This window comes from Pelagibacterium montanilacus, assembly GCF_003992665.1.
GTDB classification, from domain to species: Bacteria; Pseudomonadota; Alphaproteobacteria; order Rhizobiales; family Devosiaceae; genus Pelagibacterium; species Pelagibacterium montanilacus.
The window spans coordinates 65743-83789 of the sequence record NZ_RZMX01000032.1 but is presented as its reverse complement, the minus strand read 5'-3'; the positions used below and the strand labels follow the sequence as shown (position 1 = coordinate 83789).

Genomic DNA, 18047 nt, shown 5'->3' with positions numbered 1-18047 from the left:
ACCTCCCTTTTGGTCTTTGTCAGGCCCTGAAGATCACCTTGGAGAACGGCTGGTTGCGCGTCCGGAAGCTCTCGAACATGGCCGGCAGTTCATCCAGGTCCAGATCGTGTGATATCATGAATTCCCACTTGAGTTCACCCGAGCCCAGCTTTTCGAGCGCCACGGTCCACTGCTTGCCCGGGAACGGCGCGGCGAACGAATTCCAGGCCCCGTGCAGGGAAATCTCCTGGCGCAGCAGATGGTTGTAGGTCGCCTGGCTCCAGGTGACGTCGGTCGTGGGAATGCCGATAAAGACCGCATGCCCGCCCGGGCCCGCAAGCTGGACGGCCGTGTTCTGGGCCGAAGGATGCCCCACCGCCTCGACCACCGTGTCGCAGGGATAGGCCTTGGCCTCCTGCCAGGTGTCGGCAAGGAAGGTGTGGGTCGCGCCTGCCTGGCGGGCGAGTTCCAGCTTGTCTTCCGAGATGTCGATGGCCACCACTTCGCTGGCGCCCATGATCTTGAACCACTGGATGGCAAACAGCCCGATCGGCCCGCAGCCCACCACGCCGCCGCGCTGCCCGGCGGTCACCGGCGCCTTCCAGATCGCATGGAGCGCGATCGAGGCGGGGTCGGTCATCGCCACGGCCCTGGGGTCGAGCCCCTGGGGGGTCTTGAGCAGATTGGTCTTTGGCACCAGCACATATTCGGCATAGGCCCCGTCCCGTCGGCTGCCGAAATAGGAATAGTCCCGGCAGCGCGAAAAATTGCCCGTCAGGCACTGGTCGCATTCAAAGCACGGGATCATCGGGGGCACGGCGACCAGTTCGCCGACCGCGAACCCTTCGATTCCCTCGCCCAGCTCGGTGATGTGGCCGGAAAATTCATGGCCCACCACCAGCGGCATGCGGTGCGCGCCTTTCTCGAGGACGCGCGGCAAATCCGAGCCGCAGACCCCGCAGGCCGCGACCCTGACCAGAGCGTGGCCCGGCTTGATCACGGGCTTCTCGACGTTCTCGATCCGGACGTCGCCCGGGGAATGCAGTACTGCGGCGCGCACTCTGGCCTCCTGTGCATTAAGTTGACACATATGAGCATATAATGCACCTATGTGCAATAAATTGGCGCGCGTCAAGCCGTGCCACAAGGGAGGACGCCGCAATCGCGCACACCATGATGGACATGGGCGCGCGGGCATTTACCTTGCGGCCGGCAGCGTCCAGTGTGTTGACCGACGTGATAAGGGCTTATCCCAGTGGCACATCTTCTCAGTCTCGATTTCGGCACCGGCGGGGTGCGCGTCGCGGTGTTCGATTCCGCTGGCCCGCGGCTGATCGCGCAGGATCAGGCCCCCTATGGCACGCGCTATCTCAAGCCCAACCGGGTCGAGCAGAACCCTCTGGACTGGTGGGACGCCGCCTGCGCCGCCGTCCCCCGCGTACTCGCGAAGGCGGGCGCGACCCATATCGACGCCATCTGCGTGGCCACCACCGCCTCGACCGTGGTCTTTGCCGATGCCGCGGGCACCCCGCTCGCCCCCGCCATCGTGTGGATGGACGCGCGCGCCGCGTCCGAGGCCAGTGAAACCGGGCAAGCCGAGCATCCTGTCATGGCCGACAGTGGCGGCTCGGATGCGGTGGAATGGCTGGTGCCCAAGGCCATGTGGACCGCGCGCAACCAGCCCGAGCTCTGGGCGCGCACCGAAATCGTCTGCGAGGCCATCGACTTCATCAACCACAGGCTCACCGGGCTCTGGGCAGGCTCGCGCATGAACGCCACCTGCAAGTGGAACTGGAACGGACGCGAAGGGCGCTTCCATTCCGAGCTCTATGACCGGTTCGGCATCCCCGAACTGATCGAGAAGATTCCCTCGCGCATCGTCAATGTCGGCGCGCCGGTCGGCCAGCTCTCGGCCGCCGCCGCCTCCCAATTGGGGATCACGGGCAGCCCGCTCGTTGTCCAGGGCGGCATCGACGCCCATATGGGCATCCTCGGCGCCGATACGGTGGCCCCGGGGCGCATGCTGGTCATCGGCGGCACCTCCTCGGTCCTCCTGACCCACGCTGCGGAAGGGCGCTCGGGCGCCATCGAAGGGGTCTGGGGCCCATACCCCAATGCGCTGGTCGAAGGCCTGATGCTGATTGAGGGCGGGCAGGTGTCCTCGGGCGCCGTACTCTCCTGGCTGACCGAAAAGATCTTCGGGCTTGATTCCACCGGCTTTACCGCCCTGTGCGCACAAGCGGGGGAGATCGCCCCGGACGCCACCGGGCTTCTCGCCCTCGACTACTGGATGGGCAACCGCACCCCCTATCGCGACGCCAACCTGCGCGGGGCGATCCTCGGGCTCACCATGTGGCAGGACCGGGCCGCCATCTTCCGGGCCTGCACCACCGCGGTCGCGCTTGGCTCCGCCAATATCGTGGCCGATCTCGAGCGCCAGGGCGTGCCCATCGAGGAGATCGTGATCGCGGGCGGCATCTGCCGCAACCCCCTCTGGCTGCAGGCCACCATCGACGCCATCGGCAAGCCCGTCGGGGTGGCCATGGACGACAATCTCTCGCTCTATGGGTGCGCCGCATCGGCGGCTACCGGGCTCGGGCTCGCCCCCGACCTTGGCGCCGCCGCCGCGCGCTTTGCCGCGCCGGTCACCCCGCGCGAGCCGGACATGGCGCTCAATTCATGCTATCGCGACCAGCTCGTCGCCTATCGCGAGGCCACACAGGCGCTCGCGCCGCTTCTGCACAAGCTCGCGGGCAGCGGCGCCACACCACCACAAGGAGAGATCCCCGCGTGACCATCATCTTTGATTGCGACGGCGTCCTCGTCGACAGCGAGATTATCTCCAACGCCATCGACGCCGAACTGATGAGCGCTGCGGGCTATTCCATCACCGCCGATCAGCTCATCGCCAGCTATATCGGACGTCCCAAGCGCGAGATCTGGGCCGCCATCGCGTCTGAGAACGGGTTCGACTGGCCCGAGGGCCTTCTCGACCGCGCCGAAACCCTTTTGAGTGAACGGCTCGAAACCGAACTCCTGCCGGTCGAGGGCATCGCCGAGGCGCTCGACCGCATCGAAGGGCCGGTGGGCGTCGCGTCGTCCTCGGTCATGGCCAAGCTGCGCCTTTCGCTCACCGTCACCGGGCTCATCGACCGGTTCGAGCCCCACATCTATTCGGTCAGCCAGGTCGCGCGCGGCAAGCCCGAGCCCGACATCTTCCTTTTCGCCGCTCGCAATATGGGGGTGGACCCCAAGGGGTGCCTGGTGGTCGAGGACAGCGTCGCCGGGGTCAAGGCGGCGCTCGCCGCGGGCATGGACGTGGTGGGGTTCACCGGCGGGCGCCACACCTACCCTGCCCACGCCGCCAATCTGCGTGCCGCCGGGGCCCGCGAGATCATCGTCTCGAGCCGCGACCTCCCCGAAGCCCTCGCCCGCCGCCGCCAGAGCGGGGCGGCCTAGAGCGTTTCCAGGAAAAGTGGCAACACTTTTCCGGTTCGGAAACGCGGCAAATCAAAGGCTTGGGGTCCCCGGTATCGGCCTGGGGAGCTCAGAAGTTCTCGTTGCGCCGCATCTGCGCCAGGTGCCGCTTCATGCGCACCAGCCGGTCATTGTGCTGCTGGCCCAGCCGGCGCGCCACCAGCGTGGAGACGATATCGACCACCGCCAGCGCCGCGATCCGCGAGGTCGTGGGGGTAAACACATCGGTGTTGTCCAGCGTCTCGACATTGATCACCACGTCCGAATAATTGATCAGCGCGGTGGACGGCGACCCGGTGATCGCGATCACCTTGGCGCCCTGTTCGCGCGCCAGCCGCGACAACTCGATGATCGAGCGCGTCGTCCCGGTGTTCGATATCGCCACCGCCACCGACCCCGGCGCCATCATCGAGGCCGCCATCAGCTGCTGGTGGCTGTCCATGGTCGCGTTGCAGGGGATGCCGAACAGCGGAAACTTCTGCTGGGCGTCCTGGGCAACGATCGCCGAGGCCCCGAACCCGAAAAATTCCAGATGCGTGGCATCGAGGATCACGTCCACGGCCCGGTCGATCGCGGAAATGTCGAGCTTGTGGCGCGCCCAGTCCAGCGAGGTCATGGTGTAGTTGAAGATCTTTGTCGCCACCTGCTGGGAGGTGTCGTCCTCGGCTATCGCCGAATGGGTGGCAGGCGTCCCGAGCGCCAGCGACTGGGCCAGCTTGATCTTGAAGTCCTGGAACCCCTCGCACCCGATCGCCCCGCAGAACCGGATCACCGTCGGCTGGCTGACCCCCGCCGCTTCCGCCGTCTCGGCGATGGTCGCGTTGATGAACCGCTCGGGATCGGCCAGCACGATCTCGGCCACCTTGCGGTCGGACTTGCGCAATCCGGGCGTCAGAAGCCGGATATTCTCGATGACGTTCGATCCTGTGGCCGGTCCCCGGTCGATCACCTGCACGCCTGTCCGCCCCCTGGTGCCGTTGCTCGCATGTCTGATGGCCCGCAATAGACCATTTGGGGGTCCGCCGCATAGAGTTTTGGCGCCGAACCGGCCCGCGCCACCGCCTCGATATCGGCGCGCGGCACCGTGTTGAACGCAAACATGCCGTAGTGATGGCCGATCACCGTGCCGATCCCGGCCTGCCGCGCCAGATCCACTGCCTCGGCGATGGTGAAGTTGCCCGGCACCCCGTTGGCCCGCCGCTCCGCGTCCCGTCCATTGACCGGCAACAGCGCCAGATCGGCCCCCAGCGCCGCGACCTCGCCCACCAGCCCGGCAAACGGGATCGAATCCCCGCTGTGATAGATGACCGGCCCGCCCGGCAGGCGCATCCCGTAGCCCAGGAACCGGTGATGGCCGGTCTGATCGGTCTCGAGCGTCTCGTGCGCCGCCCCGGTCGCCCAGATCCCGATCCCCGCCACCTCCAGCGCCTCGCCGCGCTCGATCCCGACGAGCCCCGTGGGATCGACCCCCGTACGCTCGAGCGCCTTGGCTCGCTCGGCGCGTGGCGCGACCAGCACCGCCAGCGGATTGGCCGCCAGCAGCGCGGGCAGGGTGCCCGGGTCCATGTGATCGGTATGGGCGTGCGTGGCGAGCACGACGTCCACATGCGCGATATCGCCCGGCGCCACCGGGATCGCCATCATGCGCGTGTGCGCAAACGCCGTGCCCCGGTATTTCGCCGCGAGGCTGTCCGAGAGATAGGGGTCGATGATCGCCCGGCGCCCATTGCAGTCGATGGCGAACCCCGCCTGTCCCAGCCAGCGGATCGCAAGCCCGTCCCCCGGCGGGGCGGCCAGCGCCTCAGCAAGGCCCGTGTCCGCTTCCCGCGCGAAGATGTCCATCTCAGCGCGCCCCGAGCCCGTCTAAAAGATTGTCGATCGCCGCCCGTGTGGCCCGCTCCACGCTCTGGCGCGTCAGTCCCCCGATATGGCTCGTCGCGATCACCTTGGGATGGCCCGCGATGGCGAGATCGGTCGGCGGTTCGGGATCGAAGACGTCCGTGCCATAGCCCGCCAGCCGCCCTTCCTCAAGCGCGGCAACGAGCGCGGCGGCCTCGACGAGCCCGGCCCGGGCGGTGTTGACCACCAGCGCGTCCGGCCCCAACCGCCCGATGGCCTCAGCATCGATCAGCGCCCGCCCGTCCTCGGGCATCGGGCAATGCAGCGTCACGATCTCGGCGGCCGAGAACACCGCGTCGCGCTCCAGGAGCGTCACCGCTCCGGCCAGCGGGCCCAGATCGCCCGCGAACGGATCGTGGGCGATCACCTTGGCGTCCATGGCCACCAGAATGCGCGCCACCTTGCGTCCGATGGCCCCCAGCCCGATCACCCCTACGGTCGTGCCGGCGATCTCCCGGCCCGCCATGCGCGGCCAGTCGCCCCGGGCGACCCCGGTCGCGGTTCGGGGCAGATGCCGGCACAGCGCGATCATCAGCCCGATCGCCAGCTCGGCGACCCCGATGGCGTTAGCCGCCGGCGCGCGCCGTACCTCTATGCCCCGCGCCGCGATGGCGTCCCTGGGCAGGTTGTCGATGCCCGTGCCGTTCCGGCTGATCACCGCCAGCGCGTCAGCCGCCGCGATCACCGCGTCCGAGACCGGCTCGACCCCGGCCAGCCAGCCGGTGCACCCGGGCACCAGCGCCAGAAGGTCGGCCTCGCTGGGCGTCTTGCCCGCCGGCGCAAAGACCAGCTCATGGCCCGCTTCGCGCAAAGCGTCGAGCGCAGGCGGAGGATTGGCCGTCAGCGAGCGCGGGGTGATGAGAATGCGGCCCATGCCCTCAGCCCCGCGTCGCGCGCACCGCGATCTCGGTGAGCGTGTCGATGGTCTCGGTATCGGTGCCGATCTCGATGCCAAACACCTCCGCGATCACCTGTGTCCAGCCATGGATGAAATAGGTCCAGCCATCCACGATCCTGAGCCCGCGCGCCTCGGCCTGGGCCCGCGCCTGATCGAGAAAGACGAGGTCCCCCCGGTAATTGAGGTCCCAGACCACCGCGCCCTCGGGGAACTGCGCGTCATCGCTCAGGGGCGAGCCCGGCGCGTCCTTGCCCAGTCCCGTGGCGTTGATCACCAGCGATCCGGGCCGCAGCGTGGGCAGGATGGCGTCATTGTCGGTGGGGGCAGGGGCCAGCACGTAGTCGATCGGCACATTGGTCCTGATCTGGGAGTGGATGTGCCTGATTTCCTCGAGCCGGGGCGCCGAGCGGTTGGACACGACGATCCGGCCCGGCACATTGGCCCCGCGCTCGGCCCGCATCAGGTGCCAGGTCAGCGCGATGGTCGAGCCGCCCGCGCCGATCGAAAAGACGTCCGCTCCGGTCTTTTCCCAGTAATCGGCGCCCATGAACCCGTCGATCGAGAGCCCCGAGGAGATCGGGTCCTTGGCATGGCACACCAGCTTGCCCTCCCGCTTGGAGATGCAGCTTGTCTCCTTCATCAGCGTGGCGAAGGGGTCGATCTCGTCGAACAGGTCGCGGCAGGCGTTGAAGAGGTCGATCTTGTGGGTCGTGACCAGCGCGCCCAGCGAATGGGCGTCGTCGCGGATGAATTCGACCGCCTCGCGATAGGCCGCCGGGTCCGCATGGGGCGCGAAATCGATGCCCTTGATCTGGGCATCCTCGAGCCCGAGATGCTCGGCCCAGGCCGGGAACACCTTCATGATCGAGCTTTTGGCCGTCGTCACCCCGATGAAATAGAAGGTCGGGCGGTCGGCTGGCGTATACTGGTTCATCGTCTGTCCTCCGGTGGCCCGCTCAGGCGGCCAGGCCCGCGTCATGCAGGAGCTTCTCGATGGTCGCTGCCGACCGGGGCACGTAATCGGGGTTGGGCTGCTGCGCCCATCCGCCATTTCCGTCGTCCACGATCCGCACCTTCATGCCGCCCGAGCGTTCGATGATCCCGTAATCCTGTCCGGAATCGGCGGGGTAGGTGAACATCATCACCAGATCCTCATCGCCCACATTGATCGAGCGGTGGATCCAGAACGGGGGCACATAGCAGATCGCCTGCGGCCCCACCTCGAGGATCCGCACCTCGCCATCGGGGGATTCGAGCTGCATCAGCCCGTGGCCCTTCTGCCCGTAATAGACTTCGGGACGGTTGGCGCGGGCGTGGATATGGCCGCGTGTGAGGAAATACTCATTGCCCACCTTGCCCGGCTCCATGCGCGTCACGCCCACGATCAGGTCGCTCACCGCCCCGCCCGGGGTGTAGGAGGTCACCTCGTAGGCGACCTCGTCGGCCCGCTCGGCAAGGATCGCCGAAAAGGCCTGCTCGTCGGCATAGAGCCCCTTGAGATCGGCAAAGGTCTTCCTGTAGTGCCCGTCGCCCGCGCCCAGCAATCCGGTTCCAAGGTCGACCGGACACAGCCGGGGTTCGTCAAAGCGCATGAGGGCCTCCCGTTTTGTAGTTATGCTACCAAATTAAGCCATTCATAAGGTCGCTCTGCTCCATATTTCAACACAAAAGTGCATTTGGACATCCATAATTGCCTCCTTTTTGTGTTGACGTGCGAAAAACCGGTAACTAAGCTCCATTTCACTCGGGAAGCGAAAGCCCTGAGGCGCTCCAGAGAGCGCTAGCCATCCACGGGAGGATTGATATGTCTCTTAAAGTCTTTACCGGCGCGATCGTCGCCGCCACCGCGCTCGTAGGCGCAAGCTCTGCCGTCCAGGCTCAGGAAGAGTGCCGGATCGGCATCGCCATGTACACGCTCGGCGCGCCCTACTTCGCCGCCCAGGAAGCCACTGCCCGCCGCGTCGCTGAAGAAGCCGGCTGCGAAGTGCGTTCGGCCGACGGCCAGAACGACATGGTCAAGCAGATCGGCGATATCGAGGACATGGTTGCCGCCGGCATCAACATCCTGATCATCAACCCGCGTGACGCCCAGGGCCTCGTGGGCGCCGTCAACGCCGCTTCGGCGGCCGGCGTGCACGTCGTTGCCATCGACTCCACGCTCGACCCCTCTGCCGACTTCATCACCCAGATCCAGTCGTCCAACGAAGCCAATGGCGAGCTGGTCGGTGACTGGCTGGCCCGCGAAATGGGTGGCGAGCCTGTCCGCATCGCGCTGATCTCGGGCTCCCAGGGCAACCTCGTTGGTCGTGACCGCCGCCTCGGCGTCATCCGCGGCCTCGTGGACAGCCTTCTGACCAATTACGGCAATGCCGACGTCGAAATCCTCGGCCAGGGCTGGGGCGACTGGGCGACCGAAGGTGGTCTGGACGCGATGGAAGACCTTCTGACCGCGCACAGCGACATCAACGTCGTCCTCGGCGAGAACGACTCCATGGTTCTCGGTGCCCGTGCGGCCCTTCAGGCAGCCGGCCGTCTCGACGAGGTCATCCTCGTTGCCGCAGCCGACGGCCAGAAGGAAGCGCTCGAGCTCATCCGTGACGGTGAGTACGGCGTGACCGGGCTCAACAACCCCAACGAGATCGCCCGCATGGCGGTTGAAGTCGGGCTTCAGGCCCTCAACGGCGAGCTGCCCGAGACCATGTCCAAGCTCACCTACACCGAGCCGGCAGCGATCACCCAGGACAACGTGGACCAGTACTACGACGAAGAGTCGCTGTTCTGATCGCGCGCTGATCGTCCAAAGCATCGTCCGGGAGCCGGGCAGCCCCGCGGGCAAAAGGTCTCTGGCCTTTCCATCGCGCTGGCCCTAACACTCCCGAGCTTCCGGGCAGTCCATCATCTCGTTGCGGGATGGGGCCTGCCCGGGGGTGCTCCCGGACCGGTTCCGGGCACGCAGCCCCAAAGGTGACGCCCATGCAAAGCCTCGTAGAACTTGTCGACATCACCAAGTCCTTTGCCGGTATCCGCGCGCTTTCCCATGTGAATTTCGAGCTCCAGCCGGGCGAGGTTCATTCCCTGGTGGGCGAGAACGGGGCGGGCAAGTCCACGCTCATGCGCGTTCTGGGCGGCGAGATGCGGGCCGAAACCGGCCATGTCGCCATCGGCGGCGAACAGGTGCGCCTGTCCGGGCCAACCGACGCCATCAAGCGCGGCATATCCATCATCCATCAGGAAATGGCGCTGGCTCCCGACCTGTCGGTTGCAGAGAACATCTTCCTCGGCGAACTGCCCCAGGCCATCGTATGGCCCGAACTCAACAAGCGCGCCAGCGCGCTCATTTCCAGCCTTGGCTTTGATATCTCCCCCAGCACCACGGTCTCCGATCTCTCGGTGGCCCATCAGCAGGTGGTCGAGATCGCCAAGGCATTGAGCCGCAACGCCAAGGTCATGGTCTTTGACGAGCCCACGGCCGTTCTGTCCATGGGCGACGCCCAGCGGCTGCTTGACATTATCCGAACCCTGCGCGGGCAAGGCGTGGGCATCGTCTACATTTCGCACCGGCTCGACGAGGTTTTTGCGATCTCCGACCGCATCTCGGTCCTCAAGGACGGCGCCAATGTCGAGACCGTCATCCCCGGCGAAGTCGATGTCGACGGGCTGATCCGGCTCATGGTCGGCCGCCCGCTCTCCCAGCTTTTCGGCGAAAAACCCGAGACGAAAATCGGCGAGGTCGCGCTCAAGGTCACGGACCTTACCCTCCCCAACGGCATCTCGAACGTGAGCTTCGAGGTCCGGCGCGGCGAAGTGCTCGGGCTCGGCGGGCTCGTGGGCTCGGGCCGCACTGAGGTGGCGCGCGCCATCTTCGGGGCCGATCCCATCACCTCGGGCACCATGGAGCTCGAGGGCAAGCCCTATAAACCGCGTTCGCCCAAGCAGGCGGTCAAGCGCGGCATCGGGCTCGTGCCCGAGGATCGCAAGGGTCAGGGCGTCGTCCTCGACATGGCCATCCGCAACAACGCCACCATGGCCTGGACCCGGCCCGTCACGACGCTCTTTGGCTTTTTCAACCCTGCCAAGGAACGCGCAGCGGTCTCCAGGCTCATCGACACCCTGCGCATCAAGCTCGGCGATATGACCGACCCGGTCTCCTCGCTCTCGGGCGGCAACCAGCAGAAGGTCGTGCTGGCCAAGTGGTTTCACGCCCAGGGCAACGTCATCATTCTCGACGAGCCCACCCGCGGGGTGGACGTCGGCGCCAAGATCGAGATCTATTCGCTGATCCACAGGCTGGCCGCCGAAGGCAAGGCCGTGATCGTCATCTCCTCGGAACACGCCGAACTCTTCGGGCTGTGCGACCGGGTGCTGGTGATGGGTGACGGCCAGTTGCGCGGCGAATTGGCCAAGGATCGCTACACCGAAGAAAACCTGCTCTCGCTCTCGATAGCGGGATCGGCAACAAAGGCAAGGGAGGCAGGGCTATGACCACCGAGGCGCAAACCGTCACCGAGCGCGAGGGGCGGGCCGGCGGCGGCATGCAGACCTTCATGCGCCTGTTCCGCCAGTTCGGGACCACCGGCATCTTCATCCTTCTGGTCATCGCCGCGGCGACCCAGTCCGATGCGTTCCTGACCGAGCGCAACATCATGAATGTTTTGCGCCAGATGTCGGGCATCGGCATCATGGCCATCGGAATGCTGTTCGTCATCCTCACCCGGGGCATCGATCTTTCGGTCGGCTCGCTCGCCGCGCTGGGCGCAGTGGCCTCGGCCTTCCTCATCCAGCAATACGACCTCTGGCTGGCGCTGACCTTCGTGGTGCTGATGGGCGCGGCCTGCGGCGCCGCTTCGGGCTTCCTGATTGCCTTCATGAAGCTACCCGCTTTCGTCATCACCCTCGCCATGATGACCGCCGCCCGCGGCTTTGCGCTCATCATGTCCAACGGCCAGCCCATCATGCCGGGGACCGACGGCGCGGCGCTCCAGGCGTGGGGCACCTCCTTTGCCCTGGGCCTGCCCAACCCGGCGCTGCTGATGGTGATCCTCTTTGCCCTGGCTTTCGTGGTCCTCAACTTCACCCGCTATGGGCGGCTGATCAAGGCCATCGGGTCCAACCCCGACGCCGTGCGCCTTTCGGGCATCAACGTGCCGCTCCACGTGATGTCGGTCTATGTGATCTCGGGCGCCCTCGCGACCATCGCCGGGGTCATCGTCACCGCCCGCTCGGGCGTGGGCTCGGCCAGCGTCGGCGTCGGCCAGGAGCTCGACGTCATCGCCGCGGTGGTGATCGGCGGCGCGAGCCTGATGGGCGGACGCGGCGGGGTCATCAACACCTTCATCGGCGTGATGATCCTCGGGGTTATCGGCAACATCATGAACCTTGCCGGCGTGCCCGGATACCATCAGCAGGTCTATCTCGGTGCCATCATCGTCGTCGCCGTGGTCCTGCAGCACGGAACCCAGTTGTTCCGGCGCTGATCATGGCTTCGTCCTGCACCGTATCGATCGACGTGGGCACCGGCTCGACCCGGGCCGCCCTCGTCGATCCCGCCGGCACCATCCTCACGATCGAGGCCCGGGAATACGACCAGATCGTGCCCGCCTATGGCTGGTCCGAGCAGCGCCCCGAGGACTGGTGGGACGCCTGCCAGTCGGTCCTTCTCGCTGTCACCGCGAGGGCCCGTGATCTGGGGCTGACCATCGAGGCCGTCTCCGCCTGCGGGCAGATGCACGGCACGGTGCTCATCGATGCCGACGGGCGGCTGGCCCGCGACACCGCCCCCTTGTGGAACGACAAGCGCACGCTGGACTATGTCCGTGCCTTCGAGGCCGAGGAGAACGTCGCCGACTGGCTCGGGCGCACCGCCAATCCCCCGACCCCCGCCTGGCCGGCTTTCAAGCTGCAATGGCTGCGCGACAACGACCCCGCCGCCTGGGGCCGCACCGCCACCGTCTTCATGCCCAAGGACTACATCAACCTCCAGCTCACCGGCGAGCGCGCCATGGACTGGACCGACGCCGCGTGCTCGTTCCTCATGGACCCCGCGACCGGCCAGTGGTCGGACGCGACCATCGCCCGCCTCGGGCTCGACAAATCCATGCTGCCCCCCATCCGGCTGCCTTACGAGATTCTCGGGACCGTCACCCGCCAAGCCGCGGCCCGGACCGGACTTGCCCAAGGCACCCCCGTCCTCGTGGGCGGCGGCGATTACCCCGTCGCGCTGCTCGGCTCGGGCGTCTGCAAGCCCGGCCTTGCCTCGGAAGTCGCCGGCACCTCCTCGATCGTGACACTGATATCCGAGCGCCCGGTTCTCGATCCCCAGATCTCCAACACCGGCACCCCTGAAGGCAATTGGGGCGCCTTCGTTCTTCTCGAAGCGGGCGGGGATTCCGCGCGCTGGGCCCGCCGGGTCTTCCACGACAACCAGCTCTCTTATGGCGATATCCTCGCGCGCGCCGAAACCGCGCCCGCGGGTTCCGAAGCGCTGTTCTTCCTGCCCTACCTCATGGGCGAGCGCCTGGGCGAGCACCGCAATTCGCGCGCCCAGTATTTCGGGCTGGGCTCGCGCCACGAACTGGCTCACATGCACCGCGCGCTGCTGGAGGGCGTCGGCTTTGCCGTCAACCGGCACCTGAAAGTCATGGAAGACGCCACCGGCACCCGCCCCGAAGTGCTCATCGCCTCGGGCGGGGGCGCCAAGGCCGACCTCTGGCTGCGCATCAAGGCCGCCATCTACAACCGCCCGATCCTCATCCCCCGCGAGGCCGAATGCGGCATCGTCGGCGCGGCGGTTCTGGCCGATTTCGCGCTCGGGCGCTCCGCCTCCATCGAGGCGTCCGCATCGCGCCTCGTGGCCCATGAGCGCGAAATCGTGCCCGATCCTGCCTGGGCGGAAACCTATGGCGCCATGCAGCCGGTGTTCGACCGGCTCTATGACGCCGCCCAACCCTTTTACAACGACCTCGACCGCCTCGCCGCAGGCGCCACCACCGGACCCCGCCAATGACCCAGTCGATCATGAACCGCTTTCGCCTCGATGGCCGCACCGCCCTAGTCACCGGCGGCGCCCGCGGCATCGGGGAGGCGACCTCGGCCGCCCTCGCCGAAGCCGGCGCCAGGGTCATCCTCACCGATCGCGACCTCGACGCGGCGACCGAAACCGCAACCCGGATATCTGCCAATGGCGGCACCATCATTCCCGCCGCCCTCGAGGTCACCGATTCCGCCGCGGTCAACGCCGCCGCACGTGATCTGGTCGCTGCCCACGGGCCCGTCGATATCCTCGTCAACAATGCCGGCATCGCGCGCTCGAACATCCCGGCCGAAAAGATGAGCGACGACGAGTGGCTCTCGGTGCTCGATATCAACCTCAACGGCCTGTTCTGGTGCTGCCGCGCCTTCGGCGCCCCCATGCTCGAGCGCGGGGCCGGGGTGATCGTCAATGTGGGCTCGATGTCCGCCGAGATCGTCAACCGCCCTCAGGAGCAGGCCCAGTACAACGCGTCCAAAGCCGGGGTGCACCAGCTCACCCGCTCGCTGGCCGCCGAATGGGCCCCGCGCGGGGTCCGGGTCAACGCCGTCGCCCCGACCTATATCGAGACCGCCATGAACGCGTACGTCTATGACGATCCCGAACTGATGCGCCACTGGATCGGGGGCACCCCCATGGGCCGCATGGGCCGGCCCGACGAGGTCGCCGCGGTCATCGTCTTCCTCGCTTCGGAGGCCTCGAGCCTGATGACCGGTTCGATCGTGCTCGCCGATGGCGGCTACACCTGCTGGTAAACCAAATTGATCTGACGGAGGCACGCCCCGTGAGCATGCAAGTGACTGGCGCCCGGTTCCCGGGCCGATACGTTCAGGGCCCCGGCCTCATCTCAGAGCTCGGAGCCCAGGTCGGCACCCTTGGCCGCGCCGCCTATACCATCGTCGATGCGGCCCTTGCCGATAGTCTCGCCCCGGCGCTCGCGGACGGCGCGGGCCCCGATCTCGCCCTCACCATCGCCCGGCACGCGGGCGAATGTTCGGAAGTCGAGATCGCGCGCCATTCGGCTGCCGCCCATCGGGCGGGCTGCGATCTGGTCATCGGCGTGGGCGGTGGCAAGGCGCTCGACACCGCCAAGGCCGTGGCCCATGAGCTGGGCACCCCCAGCGTCATCGTGCCCACCATCGCGGCGTCCGACGCGCCCTGTTCGGCCCTCGCCGTGGTCTATGGCGAGGACGGGCGCGTGGCCTATGATCTCTTCCTGCCGCGCAATCCCGATCTGGTTCTGGTCGATACCGCCGTCATCGCCCGCGCGCCCGCGCGCTTTCTTGCCGCCGGGATCGGCGATGCGCTCGCCACCTTCTATGAAGCCGAAAGCTGCCGCCGCTCGGGCGCGCTCAATTGCTGGGGCACGACGGGCTCGACCCTCGCCCACGCCATCGCCGCGCTCTGCCGGGACGAAATCTTCGCCCATGGCGCCGCAGCGCTCGCCGAATGCGATGCCGACACCGCAGGCCCGGCGCTCGAAAAGGTGGTCGAGGCCAACATCCTGCTTTCGGGCGCGGGCTTTGAAAGCGGCGGGGTCGCCGCCGCCCACGCCATCCATCACGGGCTCTGCGAGCTCGAGGACGTGCACGGCTATCTCCACGGGGAAAAGGTCGCCATCGGCGTTCTGGCCTCGCTGCTCATCCATGGCGAGAAGGCGGAATACGAGCGGGTAAAGGCCTTCTGCGCCGCGGTGCGCCTGCCCACCACGCTGGCCGATATCGGCATTGGTGAACCGACGCCCGAAAAGCTCGCCATCGTCGCCGCGCGGGCCTGCCGCCCGGGCGAAATCATGCACAATGAACCCATCGCGATCACCGCGAAAATGGTGGAGGACGCACTATGGCAGATGCGGGCACAATGACCCCGATTTCAGCGTTCCGGCCCGATCTCTTTGCGGGCAGGACGGTCGTCGTCTCGGGCGCCACCAGCGGCATCGGGCTCGACATCGCCCGGGGCTTCGCCCGGCTCGGGGCAAACGTCACGGGCACCGGGTCCTCGGCGCAAAAGCTCGCCGAGCTGGCCGGCTCGGGCGAACCCGGGATCGCCTTCGAGGCGCTCGACGTGCGCTCGAAAGAAGCGATCACAGCCTTTGCGAGCCGGTTCGAGACCATCGATGTGCTGGTCAACGCCGCCGGCATCGCCCGGCCGGTCGCCGAATGGGACGACGAGACCTTCCTTGACGTGATCGACGTCAACCTCGTCAGCCAGTTCCGCCTCGCCAGCGCGTTCCGCCCCGCGCTCGAGGCAACCGGCGGCGCGGTGGTCAATTTCGCCTCCATGCTGAGCTATCTCGCCGACACCGCGGTGCCCGCCTACGCGGCCTCCAAGACCGGCGTTCTGGGCCTGACCCGCACCCTCGCCCACGCCTGGGGGCCCCAGGGCATCCGCGTCAATGCCGTGGCCCCCGGCTACCACAAGACCGACATGACAAAGCCCATCTGGTCCAACCCCGACGGCGAGAAAGCCGTTTCGGTCCGCACCGCGCTCAAGCGCTGGGGCACCACCGAGGACCTTGTCGGCGCCGTCCTCTTCCTGTGCTCCCCCGCCGCCACCTACATCACCGGCACCTGCCTCGACATCGACGGCGGCTTTTTGAGCGGCAACCCGCTGTAGAGTGTTTCCAGAAAAAGTGGAAACACTTTTTCGGTTCGGAAACGCGACAAATCAAAGACTTAGAGCTCCTGTTCTGATTCAGCCAGAACAGGATATGCTCTAGGCAGGGCAGGGGCTCGGCTACCCCGCCCCAACCCTCCCGGTCAAGCGGAGGGTGCTGGCTCGGGCTTTGGCAGGCCTTGGCGCAACGCGAATTGGGTCAGCAAGACGGGCTCTGTACACTAACGACTGATCGAAGTTGGGTGACAGCGTCTACCCCACGAGCCCCCCTCTCCCCTCGTGGGAGACTTCCAGGCGGTCGCGCCAGCGACCAATTGCTCCGGTGGAGCGATTGGAGCCGCAGAAGGCCATGAGCGCTATACGCGAATGGCAAGACGGGGGTGAGGGGTCATGAGCGCTCTGCGCTCATATTAGCCGGGGCAGTGTGGGCGAGGCCCCGGGGCAATCACCGGGTTACGGGTCCGCTGCCGCTCCCGATACCCCTCATCCGACCGCTCCGCGGCCACCTTCTCCCTCAAGGGGAGAAGGAAAAGGGCTCTCCAGCCCGTATGGGATGAGCCCCCATCTCCCCTCGTGGGAGACTTCCAGGCGGTCGCGCCAGCGACCAATCGCTCCGGTGGAGCGATTGGAACCGCAGAAGGCCATGAGCGCTATGCGCGAATGGCACTTCGGGGTGAGCGATTACGGCGCCGCAGTGATCTCCATCCTCCCAAGATGCAGAGCCTAGCCATCGCCTCGAAATCCTTCAGGGGAGAAGAAAAGGGCTCTCCAGCCCTTATGGGACGAGCCCCCCTCTCCCCTTGAGGGAGAGGGGCCGGGGGTGAGGGGTCCTTCAGCGCTCCAGCCGATACGTCGCCCTGTGGAGCGATCAGGGCCGCAGAAGGCCATGAGCGCTCCGCGCCAACGGGTGTGCTGGGGGGTTAGGGGAGCCAGGGAGCCAGCGGCCCCCTCAATCCTCCGCGCGGCTCTCCGCATAAAGCCGGTTGAGGTCCGCGATCACCGGGCCCGCCGCCTCGCTGGCCTTGAGCGCGCCGTGCAGCCGGTCCGATCCCGCCTGCTGGAAGCCCATATAGCCGTCGTGGCGCGGGCGCACATAGGCGCGCTCCAGCGTCTCACGGGTGTTGCGGTAGAAATTGGCGGTCGCCGCATTGACCTGCGCATCCTCCCAGGCAAGCCCATGGCCCGGCTGGCCTCCCGCCGCCGCATAAGGGCCGGCCTGCACCGAGGCCCCGGCAATCCAGTAGGCGAAATCTATCGCCGCGTCGGGCGCCGCCGAGAACGCGGATACCGCGATCCCCGTGCCCCCCAGCGTGCCCCCGGTCGGGCCCAGATCGCCCGCTGCCGGAATGTCGGCAAAGCCCAGCACCCGCTCGCGAAACCCGGCGATCGCATAGTTCACATAGCCATAGGCGAACGGCATTACCGCCAGCCGGCTGTCGGCCCGCGCCATCGCTTCGGACGCCTCGATGGGGTCCATCTCGAAACTGGCCGGATCGATCAGCGCCACCAGCTCGGCGAGCGTCTCGTAAACCTTTTCCCCATCCTCGGGCGCAATCAGCGGGCCAGGCCCGGTGGTGCAGGGCAGGCCCATATTGGCTGCGAGGGTGAAAAAGGTCAGGATCGCATGGGGGGCCCGCAGCGGCAGCGCCACGCGCCCCTCGCGCGCCAGTTCCAGCACCGCCGCGTAGCGCGTGGGCGCGGCGTCGACGAGATCGGGGCGAAAGGCCTGCACCTGTGAGGCCGCGTCGATGGGAAATGCCCATTGGGCCCCGTCCATGGTATAGGATGGATAGGATTGGCCCACCGAATGGGCGGCCATCTCTGCGCGCTCGGCCTCCCGTCCGGGCACGTCGAGCCGGGTAAGACACCCCTCGCGGGTGATCTGGCCCACATGGGGGTGGTCGATGACGATCAGGTCGTATTGCCGGGCAAGATCCTCGACCGGGAAGGATTCGAAATCCTGAAGGCTGCGCTTGTCCCAGGTGACGCTGATGCCGGTCTTTTCGGCAAACAGCGTCGAGCACGCCACCATCGGGTCATAGCCCCGCGGATGGCTCCAGGTCATGCCCTTAAGCGAGATCGTCATGGAAGTCTTGTCCCCGTCCTCTGCCACATTTGGCCCATCTGCCCCGGGCGCCGGCCCCGATCAGG

16 protein-coding genes are annotated in these 18047 nt (G+C 66.9%); 9 read left to right on the top strand and 7 right to left on the bottom strand.

The features are described 5' to 3' along the window. Positions 1–19 precede the first annotated feature (19 nt). A complete protein-coding gene (locus tag EO136_RS10455; protein WP_127144365.1) occupies positions 20–1039 on the bottom strand; it encodes a galactitol-1-phosphate 5-dehydrogenase in 1020 nt (339 codons plus the stop codon). Between the two features lie 195 nt (positions 1040–1234). Here EO136_RS10455 and EO136_RS10450 point away from each other — a divergent pair, with 195 nt between their 5' ends. Together EO136_RS10450 and EO136_RS10445 are read left to right on the top strand one after the other, a co-directional pair. Beyond that, positions 1235–2773, top strand: coding sequence for an FGGY-family carbohydrate kinase (locus EO136_RS10450; protein WP_127144364.1), 1539 nt, complete (start codon positions 1235–1237; stop codon positions 2771–2773). Then, on the top strand, positions 2770–3438 hold the full coding sequence (locus tag EO136_RS10445) for an HAD family hydrolase (RefSeq protein ID WP_246018331.1): 669 nt from the start codon (positions 2770–2772) through the stop codon (positions 3436–3438). Before EO136_RS10450 ends, EO136_RS10445 begins: the two co-directional genes overlap by 4 nt. 88 nt (positions 3439–3526) lie before the next feature. Here EO136_RS10445 and EO136_RS10440 read toward each other — a convergent pair whose 3' ends face one another. Genes EO136_RS10440 through EO136_RS10420 form a run of 5 tightly spaced genes read right to left on the bottom strand, consistent with a single transcriptional unit; the run spans position 3527 to position 7845 of the window. Then, complete coding sequence (locus EO136_RS10440) at positions 3527–4411, bottom strand: SIS domain-containing protein (RefSeq protein WP_127144362.1); 885 nt, start codon at positions 4409–4411, stop codon at positions 3527–3529. Then, a complete protein-coding gene (locus tag EO136_RS10435) occupies positions 4402–5298 on the bottom strand; it encodes an MBL fold metallo-hydrolase (protein ID WP_127144361.1) in 897 nt (298 codons plus the stop codon). Before EO136_RS10435 ends, EO136_RS10440 begins: the two co-directional genes overlap by 10 nt. A gap of 1 nt (position 5299) precedes the next feature. Continuing rightward, the gene (locus tag EO136_RS10430) at positions 5300–6229 is read right to left on the bottom strand and encodes an NAD(P)-dependent oxidoreductase (RefSeq protein WP_127144360.1); all 930 of its coding nucleotides are present in this window, start codon (positions 6227–6229) and stop codon (positions 5300–5302) included. Positions 6230–6233: 4 nt separating this feature from the next. Next, on the bottom strand, positions 6234–7187 hold the full coding sequence (locus EO136_RS10425) for a shikimate dehydrogenase family protein (protein ID WP_127144359.1): 954 nt from the start codon (positions 7185–7187) through the stop codon (positions 6234–6236). Between the two features lie 22 nt (positions 7188–7209). After that, positions 7210–7845 carry a glucose-6-phosphate isomerase gene (locus EO136_RS10420; protein ID WP_127144358.1) on the bottom strand — a complete coding sequence of 212 codons (636 nt, stop codon included), beginning with the start codon at positions 7843–7845 and terminating at the stop codon, positions 7210–7212. Positions 7846–8057: 212 nt separating this feature from the next. On the opposite strand from EO136_RS10420, the gene EO136_RS10415 reads away from it, so the two are divergent. The 7 genes from EO136_RS10415 to EO136_RS10385 all read left to right on the top strand — a co-directional run bounded on the left by EO136_RS10415 (position 8058) and on the right by EO136_RS10385 (position 15896). Continuing rightward, positions 8058–9035 (top strand): substrate-binding domain-containing protein, encoded by a 978-nt coding sequence (locus EO136_RS10415; protein WP_127144357.1) that lies wholly within the window; start codon positions 8058–8060, stop codon positions 9033–9035. Between the two features lie 191 nt (positions 9036–9226). Then, positions 9227–10735 (top strand): sugar ABC transporter ATP-binding protein, encoded by a 1509-nt coding sequence (locus tag EO136_RS10410; RefSeq protein ID WP_127144356.1) that lies wholly within the window; start codon positions 9227–9229, stop codon positions 10733–10735. Positions 10736–10785: 50 nt separating this feature from the next. Beyond that, positions 10786–11727 carry an ABC transporter permease subunit gene (locus EO136_RS10405; protein WP_127144453.1) on the top strand — a complete coding sequence of 314 codons (942 nt, stop codon included), beginning with the start codon at positions 10786–10788 and terminating at the stop codon, positions 11725–11727. Between the two features lie 2 nt (positions 11728–11729). Continuing rightward, entirely contained in the window at positions 11730–13256 is a 1527-nt protein-coding gene (locus EO136_RS10400; RefSeq protein WP_127144355.1) for a xylulokinase, read from the top strand. Beyond that, entirely contained in the window at positions 13253–14035 is a 783-nt protein-coding gene (locus tag EO136_RS10395) for an SDR family NAD(P)-dependent oxidoreductase (RefSeq protein ID WP_127144354.1), read from the top strand. Before EO136_RS10400 ends, EO136_RS10395 begins: the two co-directional genes overlap by 4 nt. 35 nt (positions 14036–14070) lie before the next feature. After that, positions 14071–15144, top strand: coding sequence for a glycerol dehydrogenase (locus EO136_RS10390; protein WP_127144452.1), 1074 nt, complete (start codon positions 14071–14073; stop codon positions 15142–15144). Further along, the gene (locus EO136_RS10385) at positions 15141–15896 is read left to right on the top strand and encodes an SDR family NAD(P)-dependent oxidoreductase (protein WP_127144353.1); all 756 of its coding nucleotides are present in this window, start codon (positions 15141–15143) and stop codon (positions 15894–15896) included. The genes EO136_RS10390 and EO136_RS10385 overlap by 4 nt, the downstream gene beginning before the upstream one ends. A gap of 949 nt (positions 15897–16845) precedes the next feature. On the opposite strand, the gene EO136_RS10380 is transcribed toward EO136_RS10385, so the two are convergent. Next, positions 16846–17982: a type 2 periplasmic-binding domain-containing protein gene (locus EO136_RS10380; protein WP_127144352.1), complete on the bottom strand. Its 1137-nt coding sequence runs from the start codon at positions 17980–17982 to the stop codon at positions 16846–16848. Positions 17983–18047: the final 65 nt, after the last annotated feature.

What these genes read in the sequence shown, in the direction of transcription:
- EO136_RS10380 (WP_127144352.1), bottom strand. Translation starts at nt 17,982, where the DNA reads ATGACGATCTCGCTTAAGGGCATGACCTGGAGCCATCCGCGGGGCTAT.
- EO136_RS10390 (WP_127144452.1), top strand. Translation starts at nt 14,071, where the DNA reads ATGCAAGTGACTGGCGCCCGGTTCCCGGGCCGATACGTTCAGGGCCCC.
- EO136_RS10425 (WP_127144359.1), bottom strand. Translation starts at nt 7,187, where the DNA reads ATGAACCAGTATACGCCAGCCGACCGCCCGACCTTCTATTTCATCGGG.
- EO136_RS10395 (WP_127144354.1), top strand. Translation starts at nt 13,253, where the DNA reads ATGACCCAGTCGATCATGAACCGCTTTCGCCTCGATGGCCGCACCGCC.
- EO136_RS10420 (WP_127144358.1), bottom strand. Translation starts at nt 7,845, where the DNA reads ATGCGCTTTGACGAACCCCGGCTGTGTCCGGTCGACCTTGGAACCGGA.
- EO136_RS10415 (WP_127144357.1), top strand. Translation starts at nt 8,058, where the DNA reads ATGTCTCTTAAAGTCTTTACCGGCGCGATCGTCGCCGCCACCGCGCTC.
- EO136_RS10385 (WP_127144353.1), top strand. Translation starts at nt 15,141, where the DNA reads ATGACCCCGATTTCAGCGTTCCGGCCCGATCTCTTTGCGGGCAGGACG.
- EO136_RS10430 (WP_127144360.1), bottom strand. Translation starts at nt 6,229, where the DNA reads ATGGGCCGCATTCTCATCACCCCGCGCTCGCTGACGGCCAATCCTCCG.
- EO136_RS10400 (WP_127144355.1), top strand. Translation starts at nt 11,730, where the DNA reads ATGGCTTCGTCCTGCACCGTATCGATCGACGTGGGCACCGGCTCGACC.
- EO136_RS10435 (WP_127144361.1), bottom strand. Translation starts at nt 5,298, where the DNA reads ATGGACATCTTCGCGCGGGAAGCGGACACGGGCCTTGCTGAGGCGCTG.
- EO136_RS10405 (WP_127144453.1), top strand. Translation starts at nt 10,786, where the DNA reads ATGCAGACCTTCATGCGCCTGTTCCGCCAGTTCGGGACCACCGGCATC.
- EO136_RS10410 (WP_127144356.1), top strand. Translation starts at nt 9,227, where the DNA reads ATGCAAAGCCTCGTAGAACTTGTCGACATCACCAAGTCCTTTGCCGGT.